Origin of the sequence: Microcoleus sp. B7-D4 (genome assembly GCF_036705125.1) — a bacterium.
Taxonomy (GTDB): domain Bacteria; phylum Cyanobacteriota; class Cyanobacteriia; order Cyanobacteriales; family Microcoleaceae; genus Microcoleus.
On record NZ_JAUBTT010000073.1, the window covers coordinates 19,510 to 45,822 of the forward strand.

General features: G+C 45.1%; 22 protein-coding genes. 14 read left to right on the top strand and 8 right to left on the bottom strand.

All coding sequences use genetic code 11. The features are described 5' to 3' along the window. Nucleotides 1-125: 125 nt before the first annotated feature. Both QUB12_RS25820 and QUB12_RS25825 read left to right on the top strand, forming a co-directional pair. Nucleotides 126-1,394 (top strand): DNA methyltransferase, encoded by a 1,269-nt coding sequence (locus QUB12_RS25820; protein ID WP_333309061.1) that lies wholly within the window; start codon nucleotides 126-128, stop codon nucleotides 1,392-1,394. After that, complete coding sequence (locus QUB12_RS25825; RefSeq protein ID WP_333309062.1) at nucleotides 1,387-2,304, top strand: Bpu10I family restriction endonuclease; 918 nt, start codon at nucleotides 1,387-1,389, stop codon at nucleotides 2,302-2,304. Before QUB12_RS25820 ends, QUB12_RS25825 begins: the two co-directional genes overlap by 8 nt. A gap of 31 nt (nucleotides 2,305-2,335) precedes the next feature. Here QUB12_RS25825 and QUB12_RS25830 read toward each other — a convergent pair whose 3' ends face one another. Together QUB12_RS25830 and QUB12_RS25835 are read right to left on the bottom strand one after the other, a co-directional pair. Further along, nucleotides 2,336-2,908 carry a hypothetical protein gene (locus tag QUB12_RS25830; RefSeq protein ID WP_333309064.1) on the bottom strand — a complete coding sequence of 191 codons (573 nt, stop codon included), beginning with the start codon at nucleotides 2,906-2,908 and terminating at the stop codon, nucleotides 2,336-2,338. 350 nt (nucleotides 2,909-3,258) lie between these two features. Then, complete coding sequence (locus QUB12_RS25835; RefSeq protein WP_333146542.1) at nucleotides 3,259-3,486, bottom strand: hypothetical protein; 228 nt, start codon at nucleotides 3,484-3,486, stop codon at nucleotides 3,259-3,261. Nucleotides 3,487-3,568: 82 nt separating this feature from the next. Between QUB12_RS25835 and QUB12_RS25840 the strand changes: the two genes are divergently transcribed. The 3 genes from QUB12_RS25840 (at nucleotide 3,569) to QUB12_RS25850 (ending at nucleotide 4,490) form a co-directional block, all read left to right on the top strand. Next, the gene (locus QUB12_RS25840; protein ID WP_333146540.1) at nucleotides 3,569-3,907 is read left to right on the top strand and encodes a type II toxin-antitoxin system RelE/ParE family toxin; all 339 of its coding nucleotides are present in this window, start codon (nucleotides 3,569-3,571) and stop codon (nucleotides 3,905-3,907) included. Continuing rightward, nucleotides 3,900-4,259, top strand: coding sequence for a transcriptional regulator (locus QUB12_RS25845; RefSeq protein ID WP_333105862.1), 360 nt, complete (start codon nucleotides 3,900-3,902; stop codon nucleotides 4,257-4,259). Before QUB12_RS25840 ends, QUB12_RS25845 begins: the two co-directional genes overlap by 8 nt. Nucleotides 4,260-4,367: 108 nt before the next feature. Then, complete coding sequence (locus QUB12_RS25850) at nucleotides 4,368-4,490, top strand: hypothetical protein (protein ID WP_333146538.1); 123 nt, start codon at nucleotides 4,368-4,370, stop codon at nucleotides 4,488-4,490. 78 nt (nucleotides 4,491-4,568) lie between these two features. On the opposite strand, the gene pyrF is transcribed toward QUB12_RS25850, so the two are convergent. Both pyrF and tyrS read right to left on the bottom strand, forming a co-directional pair. After that, a complete protein-coding gene (gene pyrF / locus QUB12_RS25855) occupies nucleotides 4,569-5,279 on the bottom strand; it encodes an orotidine-5'-phosphate decarboxylase (protein WP_333146536.1) in 711 nt (236 codons plus the stop codon). 115 nt (nucleotides 5,280-5,394) lie between these two features. Continuing rightward, a complete protein-coding gene (gene tyrS, locus QUB12_RS25860; protein WP_333146552.1) occupies nucleotides 5,395-6,627 on the bottom strand; it encodes a tyrosine--tRNA ligase in 1,233 nt (410 codons plus the stop codon). 307 nt (nucleotides 6,628-6,934) lie between these two features. On the opposite strand from tyrS, the gene QUB12_RS25865 reads away from it, so the two are divergent. Next, the gene (locus QUB12_RS25865; protein WP_333146534.1) at nucleotides 6,935-8,854 is read left to right on the top strand and encodes a transglycosylase domain-containing protein; all 1,920 of its coding nucleotides are present in this window, start codon (nucleotides 6,935-6,937) and stop codon (nucleotides 8,852-8,854) included. Between the two features lie 188 nt (nucleotides 8,855-9,042). On the opposite strand, the gene QUB12_RS25870 is transcribed toward QUB12_RS25865, so the two are convergent. The 3 genes from QUB12_RS25870 to QUB12_RS25880 form a co-directional block, all read right to left on the bottom strand. After that, nucleotides 9,043-9,366 (bottom strand): DUF1825 family protein, encoded by a 324-nt coding sequence (locus QUB12_RS25870; RefSeq protein WP_190661255.1) that lies wholly within the window; start codon nucleotides 9,364-9,366, stop codon nucleotides 9,043-9,045. Between the two features lie 322 nt (nucleotides 9,367-9,688). Beyond that, nucleotides 9,689-10,282 (bottom strand): signal peptidase I, encoded by a 594-nt coding sequence (lepB, locus tag QUB12_RS25875; protein ID WP_333146532.1) that lies wholly within the window; start codon nucleotides 10,280-10,282, stop codon nucleotides 9,689-9,691. 324 nt (nucleotides 10,283-10,606) lie between these two features. Further along, a complete protein-coding gene (locus QUB12_RS25880) occupies nucleotides 10,607-13,084 on the bottom strand; it encodes an ATP-dependent Clp protease ATP-binding subunit (RefSeq protein ID WP_333055947.1) in 2,478 nt (825 codons plus the stop codon). A gap of 711 nt (nucleotides 13,085-13,795) precedes the next feature. Here QUB12_RS25880 and QUB12_RS25885 point away from each other — a divergent pair. The 8 genes from QUB12_RS25885 to QUB12_RS25920 all read left to right on the top strand — a co-directional run bounded on the left by QUB12_RS25885 (nucleotide 13,796) and on the right by QUB12_RS25920 (nucleotide 25,569). Further along, nucleotides 13,796-15,859, top strand: coding sequence for a histidine phosphatase family protein (locus tag QUB12_RS25885; RefSeq protein WP_333309066.1), 2,064 nt, complete (start codon nucleotides 13,796-13,798; stop codon nucleotides 15,857-15,859). Nucleotides 15,860-16,018: 159 nt separating this feature from the next. Continuing rightward, the gene (locus QUB12_RS25890) at nucleotides 16,019-18,031 is read left to right on the top strand and encodes an EF-hand domain-containing protein (RefSeq protein WP_333309068.1); all 2,013 of its coding nucleotides are present in this window, start codon (nucleotides 16,019-16,021) and stop codon (nucleotides 18,029-18,031) included. A 214-nt stretch (nucleotides 18,032-18,245) separates the two neighbouring features. Then, nucleotides 18,246-18,563 carry a hypothetical protein gene (locus QUB12_RS25895; protein WP_333146524.1) on the top strand — a complete coding sequence of 106 codons (318 nt, stop codon included), beginning with the start codon at nucleotides 18,246-18,248 and terminating at the stop codon, nucleotides 18,561-18,563. Nucleotides 18,564-18,692: 129 nt separating this feature from the next. After that, nucleotides 18,693-20,612: a globin domain-containing protein gene (locus QUB12_RS25900; RefSeq protein WP_333146522.1), complete on the top strand. Its 1,920-nt coding sequence runs from the start codon at nucleotides 18,693-18,695 to the stop codon at nucleotides 20,610-20,612. A 346-nt stretch (nucleotides 20,613-20,958) separates the two neighbouring features. After that, nucleotides 20,959-21,762 (top strand): hypothetical protein, encoded by an 804-nt coding sequence (locus tag QUB12_RS25905; protein WP_333146520.1) that lies wholly within the window; start codon nucleotides 20,959-20,961, stop codon nucleotides 21,760-21,762. A gap of 189 nt (nucleotides 21,763-21,951) precedes the next feature. Next, the gene (locus tag QUB12_RS25910) at nucleotides 21,952-23,421 is read left to right on the top strand and encodes a cache domain-containing protein (RefSeq protein ID WP_333146518.1); all 1,470 of its coding nucleotides are present in this window, start codon (nucleotides 21,952-21,954) and stop codon (nucleotides 23,419-23,421) included. A 101-nt stretch (nucleotides 23,422-23,522) separates the two neighbouring features. Beyond that, nucleotides 23,523-24,098: an adenylate/guanylate cyclase domain-containing protein gene (locus tag QUB12_RS25915; protein WP_333300225.1), complete on the top strand. Its 576-nt coding sequence runs from the start codon at nucleotides 23,523-23,525 to the stop codon at nucleotides 24,096-24,098. Further along, on the top strand, nucleotides 24,091-25,569 hold the full coding sequence (locus QUB12_RS25920) for a mechanosensitive ion channel family protein (RefSeq protein ID WP_333146516.1): 1,479 nt from the start codon (nucleotides 24,091-24,093) through the stop codon (nucleotides 25,567-25,569). The genes QUB12_RS25915 and QUB12_RS25920 overlap by 8 nt, the downstream gene beginning before the upstream one ends. 71 nt (nucleotides 25,570-25,640) lie before the next feature. Here the strand turns inward: QUB12_RS25920 and rimI are convergent, their stop codons facing one another. After that, entirely contained in the window at nucleotides 25,641-26,306 is a 666-nt protein-coding gene (gene rimI / locus QUB12_RS25925; RefSeq protein WP_333146548.1) for a ribosomal protein S18-alanine N-acetyltransferase, read from the bottom strand. Between the last annotated feature and the right edge of the window lie 7 nt (nucleotides 26,307-26,313).

Sequence of the window (26,313 nt, forward strand, 5' to 3'; positions counted from 1 at the left end):
TAATTTTCATGTGTAATTTGTAGGGGGCTGGTTTCACCAACAATCTCTGATTTTTACCTGCCATCTACAAAACCAGTTCCCGCTTTCCATTCATAAATTTACGCCCCGTAGTAAAAATCCGAATTATGGTTGTCTCTAGTATTTTTAGTGAAACTCCTATCAATAGACAAGAAATTCCTCAACAACTATTAGACATTGAAGATAAACAACGTACTAATCCACTTCCTTGGAAAGGGCAATTTTCCCCCCAGTTCGTCGAAACTTTGATTGATAAATATGCCAATAAAAATAGTGTGATTTTCGATCCATTTTTAGGTAGTGGAACAGTTTTATATGAGGCAGGAAGATTCGGACTGGAAGCCTGCGGAACCGAAATCAATCCAGCCGCTTTAATCCTAGCTAACACTTATAAATTCATCACTCTTTCACCAATAAAGCGTGAAAAATGTATCAATTCTTTTCTCACTAAACTAAAAACAGAGATATGGGAGAGAATGCCACTCTTCCAAACAATACAAAAAGAAATTACACCCAATGATTTAATAGATAAAATTGTAGAGGTAGCCGTTGATGATGAAGAAAAATTCCTTAATATTCTACATGAAGTATTAGTGATATTGCTAGACTTAGAAAACAAAAAACTTACCAAATCAAGAGTTTTTACACTGGCGGAAAATATCGCTACTTTTGTCCTTAAACTACCCTATAGTAAAAAGCCGATAAATGCCTACAATGCCGATGCAAGACACGTTCCCTTACAAAACTCCAGCGTCAATCTTGTGATTACCTCCCCCCCTTATATCAATGTATTTAACTATCATCAGCAGTATCGCGGTTCTACTGAAGCACTAAACTGGAAAATTTTAGAGGTGGCAAAATCTGAGTTTGGTTCTAATCGCAAGCATAGAAGTAATAGATTTCTAACTGTCATTCAATATTGCTTAGACATCGCCTATACTTTGCAAGAATTGTTAAGAGTATGCAGCCCTAATAGTAGAATAATATTTGTAGTAGGTAAAGAATCAAATATTAGAGGAACGCCGTTTTTAAACGGGGAGTTAGTTGCCGAAGTTGCTCGTCAAGTATTGGGAATTAGCTTAGATATCCGTCAAGAAAGAAGTTTTGTAAATCGTTATGGAAAAACTATCAAAGAAGATATACTACACTTTACAAAAAGAGAAGACTTACAGTATTATTTTGACATACATCAAGCCAGAACTCTTTCTGTAGAAGCTTTAATATCTGCTTATTCCGTAGCGAATGAACAAGTAAAATATGAAATCAAGGATGCTATCGATAAGGCAGCCACAGTACAGCCCTCACCTTATTTCGATCGGCAGCGTTCACGAAAAACCATTGAAATACTCAACCAAAAAGAAGAAAATTATGTTTAATTTAGCTCAACCACATGGGGACAAACTAGCAGCATTACTTGATAACGTGAAATTACCTCCTACAGATAAACGGCGTGTTAATCAAGCAATCGAATACTACAAAAAATGGTTGGAAACGCTTAAAAACATCAGGGGGGATGATCTGAAAGTTGTTCCAGAGATGGTATCCCATCTAACCTCCTATAAGCGATACATTGACGTTGAACTAATTTTTGACAGTGACAATGATTTTTTGTACCGTCAAAAAGGGCAATTAAAACTTGACAACTCAATTATTGAAGAATTTATACCTATCTTAGTTACAACCGTCTTTGCAGATTCATTAAAGGACAAAGAATTATCCTTTGGCCCAACACAGTGTTTTTCATCCCTACGATTTGAGTCAAGTTTAAAACTCAGTCCAAAAGGCGGTGGGATGAGTATTCGAGCCAAGGATCAAGATTTTGCGATTAGTAGAAAAATATTTCTCAAAGCCTCTCATAACCAAGATTTTAAGGAGAGTACCTCCCGTGAGGCAAATATTGCTTATGTTGCGGCTGAGTGTAAAACAAATCTTGATAAAACCATGTTTCAAGAGGGCGCAGCAACTGCCCTGGATGTAAAATTGAGTGTACCAGGAGCCAAGTATTTCTTGCTATGTGAGTGGCTTGATATGTCGCCGATTAGCTCATCACTCACAGCTATTGATGAAATACTAATTTTGAGAAAAGCAAAACGCTTATCGTCTAATATAAGAAGTGCTTTTAGTACGGTAGAGGGAAGAAATAAAAATAAAGATTATTTTGTCAACCATCTCGATAACAACCCCTTTGCACCGGAAGTTTTTATGAGATTTTTACGTGAGATTGAAGGGATGATTGGTAAAGATGAACTAGACGAAGATGACGTGCTTTCAAGAGGCTATTTTTAAGTGTAAAAAAAATCATTGGAACCAGCGAAATTTATGGCTTTGCATGACAATCGCGCAACCACAAACGAATAGCCTCAGCAATTTCGCTTTTATCGCTATCTTGTCCGAATAAAGGACGGACATCCGCCGCAGTACCAAACCTAGAAACAATTTTTACTAATTCCCATCCGTTCTCGGTTTTAGTTAAAAACAGCCAATGATATTGCTGAATTTCTACTCGTTTTCCCCCGCGATACTGCCGTTCCAAAGTAGTAATGAAAACTTGACTAGCATTTTCAGGAAGCGCATCTTCAAAATTTAAAGGTAACGGTTCAAACTCCGGGCGACCGGCTAAAATTATTTGCGGCAGCGCGTAACCGGGCGGTGTGTTAGTGTTAGGAGAAAAGTGCGATCGCACAATTACGCGATTAGCATAACTCGGCAAATCTTGCAACAGGCGATCGACCAAAGTTTCTAAATCAGCCGGACAGGGCGATCTGGCCCACAAACCATGCCCATTTGCATTTACATTAACATCATCGATTGCCAAATTAACCGCCATAGTTGGAGTCCCAACCACCCACACAATCGCAACCAAAATACTACTTACTGGAAATACATTCAACCTCAGAAAGACTCCTCATCGATCTTAGTCCGCCAATTGTCAAAGCAATGCTCATCTGCTACAATCCCCTATATCTAAACACCATAACACAGCAATATGCAGCGGAGAAAAGCCCTCAGATCCCCCCTCCCTCAAAGAATATGCCTGGAAAAATTCTTAAGCTATACCCCCAATTACAGGAGCCCACAATTTTTATCAGCTTTTAGATAAAATCAAAACTAGACCCGCCCTTTATCCTGGCAAGCGGTTTGGCGGTGGGCGTGGTTGCAGTTTGGCTATGGGCAGTATATACTAACAGTGAGCGCTTGCTTTGATTTGTTATTCAATAGGAGAGCGGATATGAATTTTTTCTATTGGATAATGGGTAATATCAAATGGATTTTTTTGTTTTTTGTTGCGTTATTAATGTTGGCTAGTGGGATGTACTTGTCTCCTTCTTTTGGTTGGTTTGGGTGTTTGTTTGTTTTGTTTTTGTTGTGGTGTTGGCTGTCGATTGGTGATGGATGAAAAACATCTGATGGAGGTTTAAGATTTTTATTATAGTTGTGAACCCGACTTTTTCCACGAAACCATGCCATTTCTACATTTCCGATACCTGGCACTGACCAGAATGAGCTAAAATGTTGCCAATTGATGCTAAGGTTTGTACTAAATGAAATCATGGAAGTCCAACCGAGAGAAATTCAAACCTATGAAACTTTAGAGGGAAAAATACCTTTTGAAGAGTGGCTTGATTCTTTGCGCGATCGCGAAGGGAAAGCTAAAATAAAAGGTAGACTTCAGCGAGTTGCTCTTGGTAATTTAGGAGACTGTAAATCAGTAGGAGAGGGTGTTTCTGAGTTAAAAATTGACTGCGGCCCAGGCTACCGGGTTTATTTTGGAGAAAGAGACTCAACTATTGTACTGCTTCTCTGCGGTGGAGATAAAAGTACCCAAGATCGAGATATTCGCAAGGCCAAAGAATACTGGATAGAATTCAGGAGTAGAAACAATGCCTAAAACCCACAGTTATCATGACTATCTGATTAAATCCCTCCAAGAAATTGAAGAAGCTGCTGCTTATATTCAAGCAATTTTAGAAGAAAAAGAACCGGAATCTGAACTGTTACTGACGGTTCTCAAAGACGTAGTTAAAGCTCAAGATAAACTCTCTATCATGACTGAAGACGAACAACAGAATTGGGAGAAACTTGAGGAATTGTTGAAAGCATCAGGGGGAGAAGAGATTTACCGATTTATGGGTTTGCTGAAGGCTTTAGGATTAAAGACAGATATTGCAGTTAGTCAATGTAAGACTCCAGACGCATCAATGCTAGAATCCCCATCTCGCGTCGAGACTTGTAAATTGTAACGTCTTACCAAATTACTCAAGAGTAGAAACTAGCTATTTTTTTATCTGCTGTAATAATAGCAGCTTAATTTCTTTTCGCCAACCGCAGATATCAGCAGATAAACACAGATGAACGCAGATAAAATTCCCTTGGCGTTCATCGGCGTTTATCGGCGGTTAAAACTGAGAGGTTGCACCATTCTCAATAAGCCTTTTATGAACAGGCTTTCCGGCCTGTTCCACAAAGAGTGAATTTTCTTGTGGAACAGGCCGGAAAGCCTGTTAAGCGAGAATGGTGCAAGATGTGAGTTAAAAACAACATTCCTCTTGTTATCCCAACTCTTCACAAATACGCGCAAAAGCCGCCACCGGATCATCCGAAGCAGTAATCGGCCGCCCAATCACCAGATAATCCGCACCAGCTTTCAAAGCGGCCTTTGGAGTCATCGATCGTTTTTGATCGCCTCCATCGGCCCATTTCGGACGCACACCGGGACAAACTAACAGAAAATCATCCCCGCAACTCATTCTTAATTGTTCCACTTCTTGCGGAGAACAAACAGCACCAGCTAAACCAGTTTCCTTAGCCAACAATGCCATGTGTAAAGCATATTCCGGCAACTCCAAAGGTATTTTCAACTCAAAAGCCAACTGTCGCGAATTCAAACTCGTTAACAGGGTAATAGCAATCAACTTAGGAGTCGGTTTATCCACAGCCGCCGCCCCTTCAGTCAAAGCCAACTGTGCCGCTTTCAAAGCATCTTTACCACAAGTAGAATGGATAGTCAATAAATCCACATTATACTTAGCAGCAGCCCGACAAGCACCAGCCACAGTATTCGGGATATCGTGAAACTTCAAATCGAGAAAAATCCGCTTTTCCCGCTGTTTTAAAATTTCCAAAATCCCCGGCCCGGAACTCACAAACAGTTCCAAACCCACTTTCCAGAAAGATACATCAGGCAGTTTGTCAAGAAGTGCGATCGCCTCTTCTTGACTCGAAACATCCAAAGCAACAATAATTCGATTATCAGCGTTCATCAGCGTTCATCTTCAGTATTCATCTGCGGTTAAAAAAATAGATTAGTCATCGCCATAATTGCCTGTTTTGAACAGGCAAGATGCCTGTTCCACAATCATTATTGGAGATGTCTATTCAAGACACCAATCGAACAAACTTATTTTTCCCGACTTGCAAAACCTTACCTTCCAATTCAGCAGGTGATTCAAAGGTGAGGTTAACATCAGAAACTTTATCGCCCTCCAACTTCACCCCACCGCCCTGCATCAACTTCCGCGCATCACCGCTGCTTTTACAAAGCCCGCTAGCACTCAGAATATAAAACAACTTAGCCGGAAACTGCACACTTGCCAAAGAAAACTCCGCCACAGCATCAGCTTGTCCCGCAGCACCTTTAACCAGCGCAATTGCATCTTGTTGTGCGCGATCCGCCGCTTCCTTCCCCCGATACTGGCGCACCACATCCAAAGCCAAAAGTTTCTGTTTTTCTCGCGGATTTTCTGGCAATTCATCAAGCGGCAAATCTGTCAATAGTTCAAAATATTGGGCGATCGAACTATCAGCAATTTTCTCCAACTTAGAATACATCGTCAGCGGGTCTTCCGACAAAGCCACATAATTGCCCAAAGATTTCGACATCTTCTGCACGCCGTCAGTCCCGATCAAAATCGGCATCAGCAAACCAAACTGCGGTTTCATCCCAAAATGGCGCTGCAAATCTCTCCCCACCGCAATATTAAACTTTTGGTCACTTCCCCCCAACTCAACATCAGCTTCCAAAGCCACCGAATCGTAACCCTGCATTAGTGGATACAGAAACTCGTGCAGGAAAATCGCATTTTCCTGCTGCATCCTGTTATCAAATCCCTCTTTAGCGAGCATCTGCTGCACCGTCATCGTGCCTAGCAGTTCCAAAATCTTCGCCATGTCCAATTTTGACAACCACTCGGAGTTATAGCGAATTTCCAAACGTCCGGGCGTGTCAAAATCTAGAATCGGACGCACTTGGTCTAAATAAGTCTTGGCATTTTCCGCCACTTGTTCGGCCGTCAACTGGCTTCGCATCTCGGACTTTCCTGTCGGATCGCCAATTCTTGCGGTAAAATCTCCGATGACCAGTACCGCTGTGTGACCGGCATCCTGAAAAGCCCGCAGCTTGCGGAAGCAAATGCTGTGTCCCAAGTGAATGTCCGCCCCTGTGGCGTCAATTCCCAGTTTGACGCGCAACGGTCGATCGACTGTTGCCAGCAGTTGGGCTAAATTTTCGTCAGGGTTGCTAGAATCAGGTCGATCTGGAAAAATCTCGCTGACGCCGCGGTAAAGCGCTGAAAGGTTAGGAGTTATCATCGGGGAGCGATCGTCCATCATATTTTGCCAAAGTGCAGCAGAATTAGTTACACTCACTGGTTGACGCATAAAAACATAACTATCAAGCTACTATAATCCCAAAGCTGACCGGCTTTCATTAGCTGACCCCGCCCAAAAACGGATACCAGCCCCCGACAACAGTCGTGGAGATCCCCAAATTTTAGACTCTTGTTCAAACTCCCAGATTCATCTGTGGAATAAATCTAAAATCTAAAATCTAAAATCTAAAATCGACTGACAGTCTCTAGGGTTCGCATCTAAAATTAAAAGTCTTAAACCCCAAATCGAGTGAGGAAGTGAAATCCACGTGTCAACCAACGCAGTCCGCAATAACACGGAAAACTCAGCCCCCGTATTCGAGTTTGTTCAGTCAGTCAGTAAAGTGACCGCCGGAACCATACTCAGCATGACAATGCTTGCCAGTTCCGTAGTCGCTGGTGGACTGGTTGGCTTAGCGATCAGCTTCCGCAATTTGCCAGATGTTCGGATCTTGCAAACCTACTCTCCCACAGAAACTACCCACATTTACGACATCAACGGCAAGCCCCTAGCCAGCATCCACGATGAAGCCAACCGGGATGTCGTACCCCTTGACCAAATCTCCCCGAACCTGAAACGAGCTGTTCTGGCGATCGAAGATAGCAACTTTTTCACCCACAAAGGTATCAACCCCGGCGGGATAGCCCGAGCTCTCATAGTCAACCTAGAGAAAGGTAGAACCGTTGAAGGCGGCTCGACTATGACTATGCAGCTAGTCAAGAACCTGTTTCTATCTCCCCAGTCAAAATTTAGTCGCAAAGTAGCTGAAGCGGTAATGTCTATCCGCTTGGAGCAAATTCTCAACAAAGACCAAATTCTGCAACTATACCTGAATCAAATCTACTTAGGTCACAACTTGTACGGCGTAGAGACAGCCTCTCGAAGCTATTTCAACAAATCAGCAAGTAATTTGACTCTTGCAGAAGCAGCGATGCTGGCCGGCTTAATTTCTGCCCCCGAAGAATACAGTCCTTTCGTCAATTACAAGTTGGCAAAAGAGCGGCAAACCCTCGTTTTAAACCGCATGAAGGATCTTAAATGGATTACGCCGGCCCAAGAGACTGCTGCCCGCAAGGAAAAAATTAAGCTAGGCAAAATTACCTCTTTTGGGGGCTCTCAAGTTCCTTACGTAACACAAGCCGTAGTCCAGGAACTGACGAGGCGTTTCGGGCGAGATGCCGTGGTTAAGGGAGGAATGCGCGTTCAAACCACGATCGACCTCAAAATGCAGCGCATAGCCGAAGAAACCGTCAAAGCGTGGCACAATCGGCTTTACTACCAAGGGCTGTTTTACGATCGCGAGGAAGGTCAAATTGCCCTAGCCGCGGTAGATCCCCGCACCCACTTCGTCAAAGCAATGGTTGGCGGCGTCGATTACGAAAAGAGTCAGTTCAACCGCGCCATTCAAGCACGTCGCCAGCCCGGATCTGCTTTTAAACCTTTTATCTACTACGCTGCCTTTGCTAGCGGCAAATACGGCCCGGATTCAGTTGTCTACGACTCCCCTGTCGGCTACCGCGACGGCGACGGCTACTACTACCCTCAAAACTACGGTGGCGGCTTCTCCGGTGCCGTCAGCATCCGCAGAGCTTTGGAAGTATCTCTGAACATTCCCGCCGTCAAGCTTGGCCAAGAAGTCGGATTGAATAAAGTGATTGAGATTTGCCGCGTGCTCGGCATCAGAAGTCCGATGGAACCGGTGATTTCTTTGCCATTGGGTGCCGTTGACCTCACTCCTTTAGAAATGGCCGGCTCTTTTGCTACCTTCGCCAACAACGGCTGGCATTCTGACACCACGTTTATCGTGCAAGTCACTGACAGCAGCGGCAATGTCTTGCTCGACAATACGCCCAAACCCAAATTAGTTCTCAATTCCTGGGCGGCGGCATCTGTCAACAGCGCCCTGCAAGGGGTAATTACCAGCGGAACGGCAAGGGCGGCTCAAATTGGCCGGCCGGCTGCGGGGAAAACTGGTACAACTTCCTCTGAACGGGATATCTGGTTTGTGGGTTACGTGCCGCAGTTGTCGGTGGCTGTTTGGATGGGCAACGACAATTATAGACCGATGAGCTACGGTGCTACTGGCGGTGGGATTGTCGCCCCTGTTTGGCGGGATTTTATGAGCCAAGCTTTGGAAGGCGTTCCCGCAGAAAGTTTCAAACCTGCTTCAGCTTTTGAGCGGCCTTAATTCTTGGGAATGGGACAATTTTAGATTTTAGATTTTAGATTTTAGATTGAAGAATTGATTAGTAAAGTGGGAATCTTTTATTTTTATTCCTTCTTCCTTTTTCTTTCTTCCTTCTTCCTTCTTTCTTCTTTTACATCCGTTACATCCCTTACAGAATCGGTTGCCGAACTTCCTTCTTCCTTCTGACACTAGGATTGTTTTTCCAGCTCAGATTTCATCCGCTCCAGCGTTGAGTTCATTTGATCGAACATCTGCTGGGGCGTGATGCCAAATTGATTGAGCTGTGTTTTTAACTGCTCTACAGTCATCTGAGCCATGAAGTCCTCAGACAGCTCAAAGCGCTTCATAAAAATACGGTAGCGCTCCATCATTGATTCCATCTGAGCGATGAACATTTTCTTGCCTTCGCGATCGAATTTGCCGTAATTGCCACCTAGTTTGATGAGAGATTGATAGTCTTCAAACAACAGCTTGGCTTCTTGCTGAACAATTTCTGAATCAAAAAATCCCATAGCTTTCCTAATTTTTTAATATTCTACTAATTTTGATCTAGGCGAGAAATCCCGCTGCTTTTTCTACTATTTTATCAGTTGCCGGAGGAAGTCCCTACCCCTTAAGGCGCAAGAATAAGTAGAAATTTCCGTACAGGATAAGGCATGAGAATGGGGCATCGGGCATCGGGCATCGGGCATCGGGCATCGGGCATCGGGCATCGGGCATCGGGCATCGGGCATCGGGCATCGGGCTTGCGATGACAACAGTCAACCGTCAACAGTCAACCGTCAACTGTCAACAGTCAACTGTCAACTGTCAACAGTCAACTGTCAACTGACTTCAAACTTCCCCGATGCGTTCTAGAGGCCAAAACCGCACTACAGCGCGGCCGATGATATTCTGCTTAGGTAAAAATCCCCACCTGCTGGAGTCGTTGCTGTTGTTGCGGTTGTCTCCCATCACAAAGTATTCATTTTCTGGGACGCGATAAGGCCCCCACTGGTATTTAGGAGGTTCGGCAATATATTTTTCGACGAGGGGTTTGTCGTTGAGATAAACTAAACCTTTTTTAACGGCGACGGTTTGACCCGGTAAGCCAATTACCCGCTTGATGAATGCTTGGTCTTGAGTAAAGCCTTGTTCTTGCAACTTTTCGGGCGGGGCAAATACTACGATGTCCCCAGTTTTGGGAGGTTCGAGGTAGTACGAGATTTTTTCGACTACCACGCGATCGCCCACGTGCAAAGTTGGTACCATAGAATCTGAGGGTATGTAGCGCGGTTCGGCGACCAACGCTCGAATCACTATTGCTAAACTCAAAGCAATAATCACTATCTGAAGATTTTCTCGCTGCGACTTCCACGCTTTCTGCCACCAGGTTTCAGGCGGATTTTCTGCTACTTCTGTACCCAAATTCTTTTTTTCAGATGTCATTTATTTCTCCACTATATAGTTCTTGCTAATTATCTAATTGCCCTTGAAGTAGCTCGCTCTAATTAAACGTAAAACTTTGTTGGGGTATTCAGAAACCCGGAAGGGCGAACACGGCGGCGCCGTCCTACAGAAACCGAGTCGATCGGTCTCCTATTTTTTGAGACGAAGATACTTAGAAAAGTAAGCGTACATTGTGTTGATATTAACTCATAAAAAAGGCAGAGAACTAAGATTCTCTACCTTTTTTATTTGAGGATTTTGAGTTGTTTGCGATTACGAGATTGGTTATTTCAAAACTTAACTCGCGATCGCACTTACTCAAACTTACTCAACGCCTTGGGGCAGCAATTCCCGCTTTTGACCTTGCAGCACCTTAACAATTCCGTCCTCGCCCACATCAACAACAGCGGTGTCGCCGTCTTTGATGCGGCCAGAAAGGATTTCCTCAGCCAAACTGTCTTCCAGCAAGCGCATAATGGCGCGGCGCAGGGGTCGGGCTCCGTAGCTGGGGTTGTAGCCTTCTTCTACCAGCCGTTCTTTGAATTTTTCGGTCACTTCCAGGGTGATTCCCTGTTCTGTCAAACGACTGAACACTTCTTTGAGCATGATGACCGCGATTTCCTTGACTTCTTCCCTGTTCAACTGGCGGAAGACGATAATTTCGTCGAGTCGGTTGAGGAATTCGGGGCGGAAGTAGTTTTTGAGTTCTTCGTTAACCAAAGAACGAATGCGGTTGTAATTAGCATCGGCTTGGTTGTCGCTGAACTCGAAACCGAGGCCGCCGCCGCCTTTTTCAATCACCTTAGAACCGATGTTTGAGGTCATAATCAGCAGCGTGTTTTTGAAGTCCACGGTGCGACCTTTGGCATCAGTCAAGCGGCCGTCTTCCAATATTTGCAGCAGCATATTGAAGACATCGGGGTGGGCTTTTTCGATTTCGTCGAACAGCACGACGGTGTAAGGACGGCGACGGACTGCTTCTGTGAGTTGGCCGCCTTCGTTGTAGCCGACGTAGCCCGGAGGAGAACCGATGAGTTTGGAGACGGTGTGACGTTCCATGTACTCCGACATATCCAGCCGAATCATCGCATCTTCGGAACCGAAGAAGTAGCCGGCTAGGGCTTTGGTGAGTTCGGTTTTGCCGACGCCGGTGGGGCCAGAGAAGATGAAACTGGCGATCGGGCGATTGGGATTTTTCAAGCCAACGCGAGCGCGACGGATGGCGCGGGAAACGGCTTTCACTGCTTCTTCCTGGCCGATCAAGCGCTGGTGCAAGGTATCTTCCATGTGCAGCAGCTTTTCGGATTCGGATTCGGTAAGTTTGTTTACCGGTACGCCCGTCCAGCTTGCCACGATTTGAGCGATATCTTCTTCGGTGACAACTGGCGATGGGTCTGTTTCGCCGGTGCGCGCCGAGTCGGTTTTTTTGGCTTGGGAAATTGCGCGAATTTCGGCTTTGATGGTCATTTCCCGATCGCGCAATTCGCCGGCTTTGTCAAAGTCTTGAGAACGCACCGCTTCGTCTTTATCTTTGAGGACTTGGCGGAGTTCTTTGTCAAGTTCTTTGGCAGCCGGGGGCAGTTGGGAGTTGATCAGGCGAACTCTAGAACCTGCTTCGTCTACCAAGTCAATTGCTTTATCTGGGAGGAAGCGGTCCGAGATGTACCGATGTGAGAGTTTGGCTGCGGCTTCCAGGGCCGTGTCTAAGATTTTCAGCTTGTGGTGCTGTTCGTAGCGTTCCCGCAGACCGAAGAGAATCTCGATCGTCTCGTCTACTGTCGGTTCGCCGACCATAACGGGCTGGAAGCGCCGTTCTAGGGCTGCATCGCGCTCGATGTGCTTGCGGTACTCGTCGAGGGTGGTAGCGCCGATGCACTGGAGCTCGCCTCTTGCCAAAGCCGGCTTGAGAATGTTTGCCGCGTCGATCGCCCCTTCAGCAGCACCCGCACCGATCAAAGTGTGCACTTCGTCAATCACCAAAATCACGTTACCCGCAGTGCGGATTTCGTCCATGATTTTTTTGAGACGTTCTTCAAATTCGCCCCGGTATTTGGTACCGGCAACCAGCAAGCCGATGTCGAGGGTAACGACGCGCTTTTCTTCGAGGATGTCTGGGATATCGTTGTTAGCGATGCGCTGGGCGAGGCCTTCGGCGATCGCGGTTTTACCGACTCCGGGTTCGCCGATGAGCACCGGGTTATTTTTGGTGCGACGACCGAGGATTTGAATTACCCGTTCGATTTCTTTTTGGCGTCCGACTACTGGGTCTAGTTTGCCATCGACCGCCATTTGAGTGAGGTTGGCGCCGAATTCATCCAGGGTTGGGGTTTTGGTGCGGGCGCCGCCGCCAGTGGCTGCGACTTCTGCGGTTTCTCCCAGCATCCGAATCACTTGGGTGCGGACTTTCGACAAGTCTACTCCCAGGTTTTCCAAGACTCTGGCCGCTACTCCTTCACCTTCGCGGATCAGGCCTAGCAGCAGGTGTTCAGTACCTATATAGTTGTGTCCGAGTTGGCGAGCTTCTTCTAGGGATAGTTCTAGAACCCGCTTGGCGCGGGGAGTGAACGGAATTTCGACTGCTACGAAGCCGGAACCGCGCCCGATGATTTTTTCCACTTCAATGCGCGCGTCTTTTAGGTTGACGCCCATTGATTTGAGGACTTTTGCTGCAACCCCGGTTCCTTCTCCGATCAGACCCAGGAGGATCTGTTCTGTCCCTACGAAGTTGTGACCCAGGCGGCGAGCTTCTTCCTGGGCCAACATGATTACTTTTATTGCTTTTTCTGTGAAGCGTTCAAACATGATTTATTCCCATCACCTGCTGCTATGTGCCCGTTTCGAGGTCACGCTCGCACAACGAGCGTTTGTGTTCGAGTGTTAACTCGTACTGCTTATTCTAGCGCGACACTCCCAACCTATCTGCCGCACTCGGCTGCGGTTGCAGATTCCAGGCTCATGTTGCAGGGTGGCTTTCAACTGGGAAGACCCAAATGGTGGCTGACCTACAACCTCCCCTAGACTGCAAGAAGATTGCTCTTCTCGGCCCGTGCCCAACCTACGACTACGTATTGATGGATTCTAGCACACTCTTTTTGGCTGTCATGGAGGTGCAAAAGTGATAATTCTCGAAGTGTCGGGCAGTTTTTTTACAAAACTTATTGGTTAGACAAGGGATCTATGTCCTAAGATAGATAGACATTAAGCTGCTGGCTACCTTCCCAATATGTTGGTTTGGGAGGGCGAGAGCGAGCTGGGCTTTCTTCATCTAAAATTTTGTCCCCGATTCGTTGAAGATTTGGGTATTCTTCCTCTTGTCAGTTGTGCGATCGCTCCTGATCAATTAGTGAGTCTTACTACAGTCCGAGGGGTTTGCCTCAGACTATACTCAGCATGGTTCAAGACCTTGCTTTCGTAGCAGAGTGCTTTAGTCGTTAACTCGTGTGACTTAAAAGTCTGAAACTTCAATCGTGGAAAAGAATCTAAATCCTGTTTAAGGCGTAGTGAAAGTAAATAATGAACACTAGAAACTTAGATGACCAGGTACAAAGTACCGACAATGGATCGATCGAAGTTACAAGTAAATTCCACGATGCAGCTACAACAACTTCTGCAGCTTCACCAAAAGAATTCAATGCAGAACAGCTAGGACGTGTCTACTTTATTCGGCACGGTGAAAGTACCAGTAACGAACGCAACATTTTTGCAGGAGTTCTGGATGTTGACCTCACATCCTTTGGCCGATTGCAGGCACGCCGTGCAGGTGTTGACCTTAAGAAAAAAGGTACAAAGTTTGACGCAGTATATGTCTCCCACATGAGACGCGCTAGGCAAACCTGTGAAATCGCCCTTGCTGAAAGTCAAGCACTAAAGTCGCCCGATACCCCCGTTCAAATCGACCACCGAATTAGCGAAAAATCCTTTGGCATTTTTGCGGGTCGCAACCTAAATTTGCTGCGTCTAGCACTGGGCTACGAAGGCTTCGAGGAAATGTTGCATTCACATAACGAAGCACCTCCGGCTGGCGAAAAGATTGCCCAAGTTTACTCTCGCGCTGCCCGTTTCTACGAAGACAAAATTGTACCGCACTTGGAACGCGGCGAAACAGTTCTAGTAGTGTGCCACCAATATGTATTGGAGCCTCTAGCACTTTATTTAAGCGGTCTACCGCCTACTGCTTATAAACACCTAAAACTCCCCAATGGTAAAGCTCTCAGCGGTGTGGATCTCGTCAAGTTTCGCGATAAGGAATCCGGCGGTGCTGCTTCCCTGCGGAAAGAGATCAACGATCTTTCAATTATGTGGGCGATTTTGATCTATGCCGCCGCCTTCTTGCTGGGAAGCTTGGCAAGGGCAATCAGCACCTCAGAAGCAGGGATTCCGTCAGTCCTATTTCGAGCAATAATTGTTGCGTGTCTTGCCGCCTCAACGTTTTATACCTACTTAGACATTGACTTTGCAGCGAGTAAACGCAAAGTAACCTCTACTGTGAAGTATCTCGTTTACGGGTGGATGGCAGTGCGATGGGCAGTTGGGTTATTTTTAATATTTTCTGGATTTTTGTATCAGACTGAAGCGGATCTGTACAAAGTCTTGTGGGTGCTGTTTTGGATGGTTCCGCCAGCCCTTACTTCCCCAGTTTTATCCGTGCTTTGGGGCGGTAATCTTTATCCGTCGGCTCTTTTGTCAAGAACGCTATCAATCGTTGCTCCACTGGCGCTTCTGGCTATATTGAAGGTTGCCAATTTACCCATTAACGTTGACAGCCTGATCTTTTTCGGCATTATTCTAATTTTAGGTCTGGCAATACCGGGTGCGATCGCCCAGTTTTGGCGCGACAAATCCCCGGTTGAATCAAACCACCACAGTAAAAACTGGAAATTCATCGGAGTGCTTGCTGTCGCATTCATGGCTTTGGCAACAGGGTTTCAATTTACTCCCTCAACCTTCATTTCCGATCTATTTTCTTCAACCGATCCGAATCGCTCGCTCGCTTGTCTGCAACAGCTAGCATTGGCAACTTTAGTGTTTGTCTCAATGCGCGTTTTGGCTGTATTAACCTCAGCATTTACGAAGGGCAAGCTTAGCAAGGCAGAAGCTCGCGATGCTTACATCCTGCTTGTGAATCCCAACTTTTTCCTTTGGGCGGCTCTTTTCATCGGAGTTAGTACAACTGCAAATCCCCAAGCCGTAAAATATGCAATTTTTTGGGCAGCGCTGGGGTTCTTCTGCATACCACTCATCGAACAGATATTGTTCATGAATTCATTTGGCAATGACATATTGAGAGAAACACTGCGTTCTTCGAGAGTGGCAACAGCAGATATCAAAAAGCTGTTCCTGCAATTGGATACGGATGGAAGTAAGGCACTAGAACGAACTGAGATTATGGAGTTGTTAGGGCTAATCGAAGATATGACAACAGGCGAACGTAGCTCTGAAGAAGTCAGAAGCTACATCACTGATTATCTTTTTAATACTCTTGACTCCGATAAAAATGGCAGTGTTGATTTAGCGGAGTTAGAAGAGTATATATCAACGTATGGGTTAGTTGCTAACCTTAACGTTGCTCAAATCTAAACTTTTGTTCAATAAGCATGACATCATCTTCAAATTTGAAAAATGATGTCATGCTTATTTGTCCGACTGCTGTATACAGTAATGCAAGAATGATAGTTTTAGCTGGCTCCATAACTGGCGAAAAATTGGAAAACAAAAAAAACCGAGGTTAATCTCACGATGGATACTCCGAGAAAAATTTTAGAGGAATTGCGACAAGTCTTTACCAAGATTGGTGGAAAAGACCAACAAATCGATCGCTCAGAGTTTAAGAAAGCTATGGGGCTGAAAGATGAATATTTTGCCGAGCGAATGTTTGCGATGTTTGATAACGATAAAAGTGGCGTTATAGACCTCGATGAATTTTTGAGAACAGTAGAGGAACTTGTCTTTGCAACTGAAGATCAAAAACTCAAATTTGCTTATCAATTGCACGACATAAACGGGGATGGCTCCATCGAAAAAGACGAAGTTTCTCACTTGATTGCTGCTAGCTTGAAGGAAAATAATTTAACCTTTCCGCCGGAACAAGTTACCGGTCTGGTTGACATTTTGTTTTTAGAAGCTGATACCGATAAAAGTGGCGAAATTTCTTTTGAAGAGTTCAAAGGTTTAATCGGAAAGCATCCCGATCTGCTTGAGGCGATGGCAGTTAGCCCCGTTAGCTGGTTAAAACCTCGCCAGCCAGACGACGACGCCATAGCAGTTGCGCCCAAAGAGAAAAGGTCACCAAAGGCGTACATCAAGCATTATATTCAAAACAACTGGGTCAAGATCGCTTTTTTGTCCCTCTATCTTATTGCCAATCTGGTTCTTTTCTTTGGGGCTGTCGATCGATATGCAAGTCTAGGCGCAAATGTGTACGTTCAAATTGCGCGGGGATGTGGCGCAGCGCTCAACTTCAACGGGGCATTGATCCTAATTCCCATGTTGCGGCATTTTATGACTTGGCTTCGCAAAACAAGGATCAACAACTATCTGCCGATAGATGAGGGCATCGAGTTTCACAAGCTCGTGGGTCAATTCATGTTTGCCTTTGCGATCGTCCATACGATCGCGCATTTTCTCAATTACACCACATTGCCGGTTCCCTTTGCCCAGAGTCTTTTTGCGACGAAGGCTGGCTTGTCAGGATTTTTATTACTGCTAGTTTTCGCAGTTATGTGGGTGACAGCGCAAGCTCCAATCCGCAAAGGCGGAAAATTTGCGCTTTTCTATACAGCTCATATGTTGTACGTCGTGTGGTTTGCCCTGGCGTTAGTTCACGGGCCAGTTTTTTGGCAGTGGGTGTTGTTACCTGCTGTGGGATTTGCGATCGAACTGGTTATTCGCCGGCAGAATACAAAAGAGCCTGCCTATGTAGTTAATGCCTCTTTACTCCCCTCCAAAGTTCTAGGTTTGGAAATTGCACGTCCGAAATCTTTCCACTATCAACCAGGGGACTACGTGTTTGTTAAATGTCCGAGTCTATCCAAATATGAATGGCATCCATTCACAATTAGTAGCGCCCCCGAAATGCAGGATGTCTTATCTGTACACATACGCTCTGCGGGCAGTTGGACTGGAAAATTATATCAACTTTTCCGAGAACAGCACGAGCAATGGATACGGTCAGGTAACTCTAAATACGAGCCTGGAGTGCTTGTCCATTTAGATGGGCCCTATGGGACACCAAGTACCCATATCTTTGAATCTAAGTACGCTATTCTCATCGGTGCGGGTATTGGCGTAACTCCATTTGCCTCTATTCTCAAAAGTATGCTGTACCGAAGCCAACACGGTTCTTCAGGAATGCGTTTGCAAAAGGTACATTTTTACTGGCTCAACCGAGAGCAAAAAGCGTTTGAATGGTTTGTTGAACTCTTATCCAGAATCGAAGCCCAAGACACTAACAACTTATTTGACATTAATTTGTATTTGACAGGTGCCCAGCAAAAGTCAGATATGAAATCCAGCACCCTATTTGTGGCAATGGATTTGATGCATTCTCAGACGCAGGTTGATTTGATTACAGGTTTAAAGAGCCGTACACAAACGGGTCGTCCAGACTGGGAGGAGATTTTTCAAGATATAGCGCAGCAACACGCGCCCAATAAAGTTGACGTATATTTCTGCGGCCCTCCTGGACTATCGGTACAATTGAGAAATCTCTGCCATAAATACGGGTTTGGCTATAGGAAAGAAAATTTCTAGCAAAACTTCTGGCAATTGATTTATGATATTCAGCTATAGTCATAAGTTTAGGACTTACACAAAAACCGGGCTTCTTTGACATAAAATCGGCTTTATGGCTATTTCTCCCAGTCGAAAAACCCGGTTTTTTTGAACTTTCGCCTAATTCCTGGACTTGCTCTCCATCATCTCCCAAAAAACCTTACTTGAATACCGACAAACGAGGAAAATATCAATGAAGCTAGAGAAGTTTATCCTGGCCCAAAATATGGCATTTCTGATATCAATTCCACCGCAAAGCAACCTGGCAAAATTGCTCCACTTTTGCTTGGTGACAAATGTTAGAAAAAAGATGACCGGAACAGAACTCTTAAAAATAACATCTGAGCTAATGGAAAACCCATCTAATTTGCCCTATTGGACTCAAGACGTGATGGGACTCGATTTAGATTACAGCAGTGAAGAGTGGAAAGCTTTAGGAGAAATGGGCATCAACGATGCAGGAGAGTTTATGGCTATGGTGTCTCAAGAATTGGAAAATTTGAATTTGTAATATTTTGCCCTGGCGTCAGCAAATAAACTCTCTTCCAACACTCTATTAAAAGGATTCATCAGAGCCGGATAGTTAAAAAAACCGGTCTTTAGACAAGGGAGCATCACCTTTCAAAAGAGAAACAAAAATATGTCTTTAAATGTTGAACTTTTAGAGCAAAGTTTCGAGAAAATCAAACCTCGTGCTGATGAATTTGCCACTACTTTCTACGATAACCTGTTTAAACTTTATCCAGAAGTGAAACCACTGTTTGCCAATACTGAGATGGAAAAGCAACAGAAAAAGCTGATAAATTCTCTGGTTTTGGTAGTAGAAAATCTTCGTTCTCCAGAGGCTTTAGGGCCAGTTCTAAACGCACTGGGAGGGAGACACGTGGGTTATGGAGCGATCGCCAATTCTTACCCGGCAGTTGGAGAAGCACTACTAATGACCTTTGAGGAGTATCTTCAGGAAGATTGGACTATTGAAGTCAAACAAGCATGGATCGATGCCTACGGAGCGATTACTGCTTTGATGTTAAAAGGCGCAGGTGTAGAAACTACACCTGAAGAAGTTCAATTAGAAACAGAGATTATTCCCGATAAACCGGTAAATATAGCAGCTAATCACCCACTAGAATCAGTTCCCGAAAAAGAGCCAGAGTTAGCCGTAGATGTACTGGAAAGCAGTTTCGATAAAATCAAACCTCGTGCTGATGAATTTGCCGCTAGCTTCTACGAAAACCTCTTCATCGCTCACCCAGAATATAAACCATTGTTTGCCCATATCGAGCTAAAAATACAACAGAAGAAGCTCCTTAATGCTTTGGTATTGGTAGTAGAAAATCTCCGCTCTCCAGAAGCTTTAGGGCCAGTTCTCAATGCCTTGGGAGGCAGACACATCGGCTATGGGGTAATCCCCAAATATTATGGGCCAGTTGGAGACGCACTGCTGATGACTTTTGAGCAGTATCTCCAAGAAGATTGGACTCCCGAAGTAAAGCGGGCATGGACAGATGCCTACAGAACAATTAGTGGTTTGATGCTAAAAGGCGCAGTTGTTGTTTCTACACCAAATGTTGTCCCAGATGAAAAAGATGTCACCCACCATCAGCCAAAAGAATCAAAGACACAATTACTGAACGAATCTAAGCCGATCGCGCCGCCAACCGAGGAACAGAAAAAGCCTTTAGTATCAATTCAGTTGGATGGTGAAATTATCCCCAAAATGCTCTCGAAAATAACTGATAGTTATCGGCAATTTCAGGGTCAATCATTCGTTCAGCGATTGGGTGAAGTTCTCAAAGGAATTTTAGAAAAATTAATTGATAATTTTTGGACGCAACCAGCCTGGTTAGTGGCTAGTGTTTCAGCCGTTCTGTTCATCATAATTTATGTGGGGGCGGATGATAATTCTCTGATTGGAGAGATTCTGGAGAGTGTTGATGCTCTCAGTCTTGTCGTTGCTTTAGTTTTATTCATTAAAGAAGCACCCGATCGCAGAAAGCAATTTCATTACCAAGCTTGGAGTACGGTTGATGCAGCACACGGCGTAAAAGTTAGCTATGCCAGAATTCTGGCACTCCAAGATTTGAATGAGGATGGTGTTTCTCTTAGAGGTTTGGATGCTATTGGTGCGGAGTTAGTAGATATTAATCTTCCTCATGCCAATCTCAGTAAAGCCAATTTGATGGAAAGCGACTTGAGTAATGCTAATTTGACTTATGCCAATTTAGATAATGCTAATATCAGTCAGGTTAAACTTAGTGGTGCAAATTTAAGTCATGCAAAACTGAGTTTTGCTCGCTTGACTCAGGCTAATCTTAGTAGTGCGAATCTTAGTAATGCTAATTTAATTTGTGCAGATTTGAGTAATGCGAACCTGAGTGGTGCAGATTTGAGAGATGCTAGTTTGAGTGGTGCCAACTTGAAGAGTGCCTACCTAACTGGTGCAAATCTCAAAGGTGCTAAAGTTAGCATTTCTGACCTGAGTGGTGCTTTGCTCGAAGGTGCTGTTATGCCTGATGGATCAAAGTATAAGTCTCTGGAAGATGGGGGCACAAACAAATAAATTGATCCCAGCTTGTTTTTGACCTTCAAGTCTGCTTTTCTACTCAAGGTGACGACACCGTGAGTAGAAAAGCTTTGGCTTACTGAAATGCGATCGCGCGGGAGGAAAACTATTGACCTGGAATCGTTTCATTGAATTACTGATCGTGACATAAAAAAGATAGCAACATCTGTCTTAATATCCTCTATACTATTACAGTTACGACCCAGAAGCTCCAGTTTCCTGGAGCTTCTGGGTCGTACTAAATGGTAGCGCGATCGCCTTCTCCTTAATACTAAAGTTGCCAGAAGCAAGCGCTCGCACTCGTTTATCACCAAAAACACATCTTTAATAAAGCATAAACGCAATGAATCTCAGAAATTTTACTGATATCTCAAAGTCGGGAATCTTACTCAAAGTTATTCCCCTAACAGCGCTATTTTGCTTGGCAAAATGGTTCGCTCATCAGATGCAGTGGGAAATTGGTAAGTTCGATAGTCAGATAGGTTCTCTGTTGGCGGCGGTAACGTTCATCTTGGCGTTTATGCTTAACGGGACGCTGACTGATTACCGTACCAGTGAAGATATGCCACACCAGATTGCGAATGCGGTTGAAACGATTCAAGATACGAATTTGTTCATTGCAGCCCGTCAGCCCGACTATGACCCAAGCCTACTTACAGAAGGATTAGCTGAGATCCTCAAATCAGTCCTACTCTGTTTGAAACAGAGTAAGCCATTCATCAGAGTTGATAATGCCGTTACAATCCTCAATCAATTACTGGTTCCATTATCAAAGTTTTGCGAAGCTCCTTTGATGGCTCGCCTTCAAGGTGAACAGGCAAAGATTCGTCTTCTGATTGCCCGAATTCAAAGGATTCGCGATACCGACTTTCTGGCATCCGCCTATGGATTGCTGCATATTCTGATAATTGCCTCAAGCATTGCTTTGTTAATAACGCATACCGACGAGTTTTATACCAATTTGATTGTTTCAGGTTTTCTATTTACGGCATTCATGTATTTGTTGTTGCTGATATACGATCTTGAAAATCCTTTTGAGTACAACGGAACATCTAGTGCGGATATTGATTTGTCATCTCTAGAGCAGTCGTACAATCAACTGCGTGAGGGGCTATTGAATGACGATGAGCCTAAAATACCTGTGTAACCAGTTTTCAGAGCTAAAATCCAGCTAAGGCAGTTTATAGAGATGCTGGAAAGAGGCTTTAATCTTCAAGCATTAATTGACAACCAGTACAAGACGCTCGACAATACTCATTGTAGCAAAGTGACTAAGGTAGAATTTACCGAGGGGTATAATCATAAAAAGAAAGCAAACAGGAGCGGGAAAATTCCTATGGAATTACTGAATCAATTAAGTATTAAGACAAAACTCATAGTTATGTTGCTGGTAGTCAGCGTTTGCGCTATGGTCGCCACCACCTATATATGCTCTAGCAGTGGGAAAGCTACTCTGACCGAAAAAGTCTTCAACCAATTAACCAGCCTTCGGGCGGCCAAAACTGATCAAATCCAAGATTATTTTCAAAGCCTTTACCACCATAGCCAAACCCTAAGCGAAGACCTAACAGTCGTCGGTGGCATGCAGGAATTCAAGACAGCCTACCGCCAACTTGAACAATCAACAGTACCAGCGGATTTTGACGCAAAAATTGATACCTTCTACCGGACAGAATTTCTAACCAAACTAACGCGAACTAACGAGGGTTCCCCCGTTCTGGCATCCTACACGCCAAAAACAGCCGCTGCCCGTTACCTACAGTACCACTACATCGCTGCTAACCCCAGCCCCGTTGGCAAAAAACTTCTCCTTGACAATCCAGGCGACGCCAGCGCTTACAGCCGCGCTCACGCCCGCTACCACCCTATTTTTCGCAATATAGTTGAAAAATACGGTTACTACGATATGTTTTTGATCGATCCCGAAGGAACTGTTGTCTACACGGTTTTTAAAGAAGCCGACTTTACCACAAACTTCACCAACGGCCCCTACAACGAGAGTAACCTAGCATCCGCGATCGCCGCGACACGACAAGCAAATGGAAAGGGCTATGTGAAAATAGTAGATTTCAAACCCTACAGCCCTTCCTACGGTGCGCCTGTGGCTTTTATTGCTACCCCAATCTTTAACGACTCCCAATTCATTGGTGTTTTGGCGTTCCAGCTTCCCGTTGACAAAATTAACAATGTGATGACTGGTAACAAAAATTGGAAAAAAAATGGTCTGGGGGATTCAGGAGAAACTTATCTGGTTGGGTCGGATTATTTAATGCGCTCTGCGTCTCGTTTCCAGATTGAAGACCCAGAAGGTCATGCAAAAACTTTACGCTCGATCGGCACTGATGAAAAGACTGTCAAGAAAATCAAAGAGTTCAATACTACAATCCTCCTACAGGAAGTGCAAACAAAAGCAGTGAAAGAAGCTTTGTTTGGGAAACAGGGCACCGAGGCGATCGACGATTATCGTAATATTCCAGTTTTGAGTTCTTATGCTCCACTAGAGATTGATGGATTGAAGTGGGTGATCTTGGCAGAGATAGATGTTTCTGAAGCCTATGCCTCAATTCACTCGTTTGAAAAAAAAGTTTTGATGGGCGCTACTTTAATCATCGCGCTAATCACCCTTGTTGCCATGTGGCTGACCTCAATCTTTGTCAGACCCATTAATACTTTAATCAAAAGCGCTCGCAAGGTGGGGGCTGGAGAATTTGATGCGGTTGTGAAATCGGGTTCGCAAGATGAATTTGGACACTTAGCTAAGTCATTTAACCAAACATCGGCAGCCTTCGCGCCGAAACTCAACTAATCGAACAGAAAAATCGCGAAAATGAAGCATTAGTCTTAAGTATATTTAGTCCCGCAATCGCCAAACGCCTCAAACAGGGCGATCGAGAAATTGCCGAGCAAATTTCTAATGTCTCGATCTTGTTTTCCGACCTCCACCAATTCACCAAACTGACTCAATCAATGTCGCCTCAAGAGGTTGTTCGCTTGCTGAATGAACTGGTAACAGGCTTTGATGAAATGACAGATAAATACGGTCTAGAGAAGATTAAAACTATTGGTGACGGTTACATGGCTGTATGCGGGCTTGGTATGCCGCGTCTGGATCATGACAAACGCACGGTAGATTTTGCTTTGGAAATGCTGTCGTTTGTCCGCCGATTTAGTTATGAAAAAGACTTGCATCTAGACCTGCGGATCGGCATCAATTCAGGAGATGTGGTTGCAGGCGTGATTGGTAAAAATAAATTACTATACGACGTTTGGGGCGATAGTGTAAATATTGCCAATAGATTGAAGTCGGCTTGTCCGCCGGGAGCAATATTAGTTTCTCAAGACATCTGCTCGCGCCTCCACGATCTCTACGATTTTGAGCTGGTTGGTGAAATTCAAGAACCTGGAAAAGAAAAGTTAGTGGCTTGGCAAGTCAAAACTTCTAAGCTGACTGTAAGTGTTCGAGAGGAAGAAGTTTATGAGTAATTTAAGCTTTTCAAATGACTGGCAAACCTGGGCGGTAATTGTCGGATTAGGGTTCCCACTCCTGGTCGTTTTACTAGGAGAGGTTATTTATCATCTACAAAGGCGCGGTAGACCGCTGGCGGCTACGCTGCAGGTTGTAAAAAACCTCGTACTGCCAGTCTTAATGCTGATGGTTTTAATCAGGAATGTCGTGAGGCTTGACGTTGACGGGAATTTTGCAAAGCTCGTCGCAACGCTGTTTTGGATATCTGTTATCTACGCTTCTCTCTCGCTGTTTAATGTAATTTTGTTTGAAGAAGCTGAGGCAAATACATGGCGGGGACGGATGCCCAAACTGCTGATCGACCTTTCTAGGTTGTTTTTGGTGCTTGTGGGAAGCGCGATCGTACTGGCGGCGGTGTGGGGTGCAGATTTGGCTGGTCTTGCTACGGGATTGGGCGTTAGTTCGATCGTGATCGGTTTGGCGCTTCAGGACACACTAGGCAGCATCATGTCTGGCATTGCGCTGCTTCTAGAACGCCCCTTCAGTGTGGGTGATTGGTTGCGAATTGGAGATATCGAAGGGCAGGTAATTGATATCAATTGGCGCTCTGTTCGCCTGCTAACTCTCGAACGCCAGGTGATTATCGTTCCCCATCAGTTCATTGGAAAAGAAATAATTCATAATTACAGCCAACCAGAACGCATTTACAACCAACGTATCAATATTGGCTTTTCCTACGATAGCCCCCCTAACCTCGTGAAGCAGGTACTACTAAGTACAGCTTTGGCTACACAGGGAATATTAGCCGAACCCGAACCAGAGAGCAAAACCACTTCCTATGATGAGACTGCAATTATCTATGAGGTGGAGTTTTTTATCGAAAATTTTGAGGATATGGAGCAGATACTCGATCGATTTATGACGCGAGTCTGGTACGCAGCGCAGCGAAACAACCTGACGCTATATCGCTACCGATACGAGTATGCTGTGGAAGCTGCTGATAAGGCAGATAGCGCTTCCAGTAAGTTAGCCCAAAGCCTGCACTCAATTCCCGGATTTATGCCTTTAGCTAGAGAGCCAAAAAATTTGGATGACTTAACTAAGGGAACTATTTTACAGAAGTTTGGTGCGGGAGAGAAAGTCATCCGGCAGGGCGAGCCTGGTAATGCTTTGTACATTATCATTGCTGGTCAAGCTAAGGTAACAGTCACGAACAAGTTGGGCATGGAGTTGGAGGTTATGACTATCTTGAGTGGTGAGTTTTTTGGCGAGATGGCGCTGTTTAGTGGGGAACCGAGTCCGGTATCGGTTGTCGCCGTTGACGATTTGCAAGTTCTTGTCGTCTACTCAGATGCTGTAAATACGATGATTGAACGTCAACCAAGCTTGGGCCGCGAGATAGGTCAAATTATCGAAGCGCGAAGCAAAGCGGTAAGTATGGCCGGGCAGGCAGATGTTTCGTCAAGAGCTGAGGTTGATTCTATATGAGGATTTTGAACTAAATTGATATCGAGTAACCAATTTAGTTCAAAACCAGTTAAATACGCAACAAATTACACTCAAAAATCAAAAATATCGATCGCCAAATGCCAGTTTTTCTGATGCAGCCGATCGCACATCTCCCGTTTCTCATCCGCCAAATATCGCTGAAATTCCGGTTTTTCCAGACCGCTGCGCCACATCACCAGAGCATCTTCCCCAGTGTCTTCGTAGTATCGCTTGCGCCGTCCAGCCTCTTTAAAACCAAATTTTTTGTACAGGTAAACTGCCGCTAAATTCGAGTCCCGCACTTCTAAAGTCGATCGCTCTAATTGCCTGTCACAAGCCGATTTTAGCAAAGCCAAAAGCAGAGCTTGTCCCAAACCCTGACCTTGAAACTGAGGATGAATTGCCAGCATTATAATGTGAGCTTCTTCTAAAATCGCCCACAAACAACCGATACCAATGAGAGTTGGCGGAATCTGTAGGGGCGGTGCCCCCGTGCCCGCCCGAATCTGTAGGGGCGGTGTCTCCGTGCCCGCCCGAATCTGTAGGGGCGGTGCCCCCGTGCCCGCCCGAATCTGTAGGGGCGGTGTCTCCGTGCCCGCCCGAATCTGTAGGGGCGGTGCCCCCGTGCCCGCCCGAATCTGTAGGGGCGGTGTCTCCGTGCCCGCCCGAATCTGTAGGGGCGGTGCCCCCGTGCCCGCCCGAATCTGTAGGGGCGGTGTCTCCGTGCCCGCCCGAATCTGTAGG

Excerpts from the sequence above, each read along its gene's own strand:
- QUB12_RS25820 (WP_333309061.1), top strand. The coding sequence starts at position 126 with ATGGTTGTCTCTAGTATTTTTAGTGAAACTCCTATCAATAGACAAGAA.
- QUB12_RS25825 (WP_333309062.1), top strand. The coding sequence starts at position 1,387 with ATGTTTAATTTAGCTCAACCACATGGGGACAAACTAGCAGCATTACTT.
- QUB12_RS25835 (WP_333146542.1), bottom strand. The coding sequence starts at position 3,486 with ATGGCATGGTTTCGTGGAAAAAGTCGGGTTCACAACTATAATAAAAAT.
- QUB12_RS25840 (WP_333146540.1), top strand. The coding sequence starts at position 3,569 with ATGGAAGTCCAACCGAGAGAAATTCAAACCTATGAAACTTTAGAGGGA.
- QUB12_RS25845 (WP_333105862.1), top strand. The coding sequence starts at position 3,900 with ATGCCTAAAACCCACAGTTATCATGACTATCTGATTAAATCCCTCCAA.
- QUB12_RS25850 (WP_333146538.1), top strand. The coding sequence starts at position 4,368 with ATGAACGCAGATAAAATTCCCTTGGCGTTCATCGGCGTTTATCGGCGG.
- pyrF (WP_333146536.1), bottom strand. The coding sequence starts at position 5,279 with ATGAACGCTGATAATCGAATTATTGTTGCTTTGGATGTTTCGAGTCAA.
- tyrS (WP_333146552.1), bottom strand. The coding sequence starts at position 6,627 with ATGATGGACGATCGCTCCCCGATGATAACTCCTAACCTTTCAGCGCTT.
- QUB12_RS25870 (WP_190661255.1), bottom strand. The coding sequence starts at position 9,366 with ATGGGATTTTTTGATTCAGAAATTGTTCAGCAAGAAGCCAAGCTGTTG.
- lepB (WP_333146532.1), bottom strand. The coding sequence starts at position 10,282 with ATGACATCTGAAAAAAAGAATTTGGGTACAGAAGTAGCAGAAAATCCG.
- QUB12_RS25880 (WP_333055947.1), bottom strand. The coding sequence starts at position 13,084 with ATGTTTGAACGCTTCACAGAAAAAGCAATAAAAGTAATCATGTTGGCC.
- QUB12_RS25885 (WP_333309066.1), top strand. The coding sequence starts at position 13,796 with ATGAACACTAGAAACTTAGATGACCAGGTACAAAGTACCGACAATGGA.
- QUB12_RS25890 (WP_333309068.1), top strand. The coding sequence starts at position 16,019 with ATGGATACTCCGAGAAAAATTTTAGAGGAATTGCGACAAGTCTTTACC.
- QUB12_RS25895 (WP_333146524.1), top strand. The coding sequence starts at position 18,246 with ATGAAGCTAGAGAAGTTTATCCTGGCCCAAAATATGGCATTTCTGATA.
- QUB12_RS25900 (WP_333146522.1), top strand. The coding sequence starts at position 18,693 with ATGTCTTTAAATGTTGAACTTTTAGAGCAAAGTTTCGAGAAAATCAAA.
- QUB12_RS25905 (WP_333146520.1), top strand. The coding sequence starts at position 20,959 with ATGAATCTCAGAAATTTTACTGATATCTCAAAGTCGGGAATCTTACTC.
- QUB12_RS25910 (WP_333146518.1), top strand. The coding sequence starts at position 21,952 with ATGGAATTACTGAATCAATTAAGTATTAAGACAAAACTCATAGTTATG.
- QUB12_RS25920 (WP_333146516.1), top strand. The coding sequence starts at position 24,091 with ATGAGTAATTTAAGCTTTTCAAATGACTGGCAAACCTGGGCGGTAATT.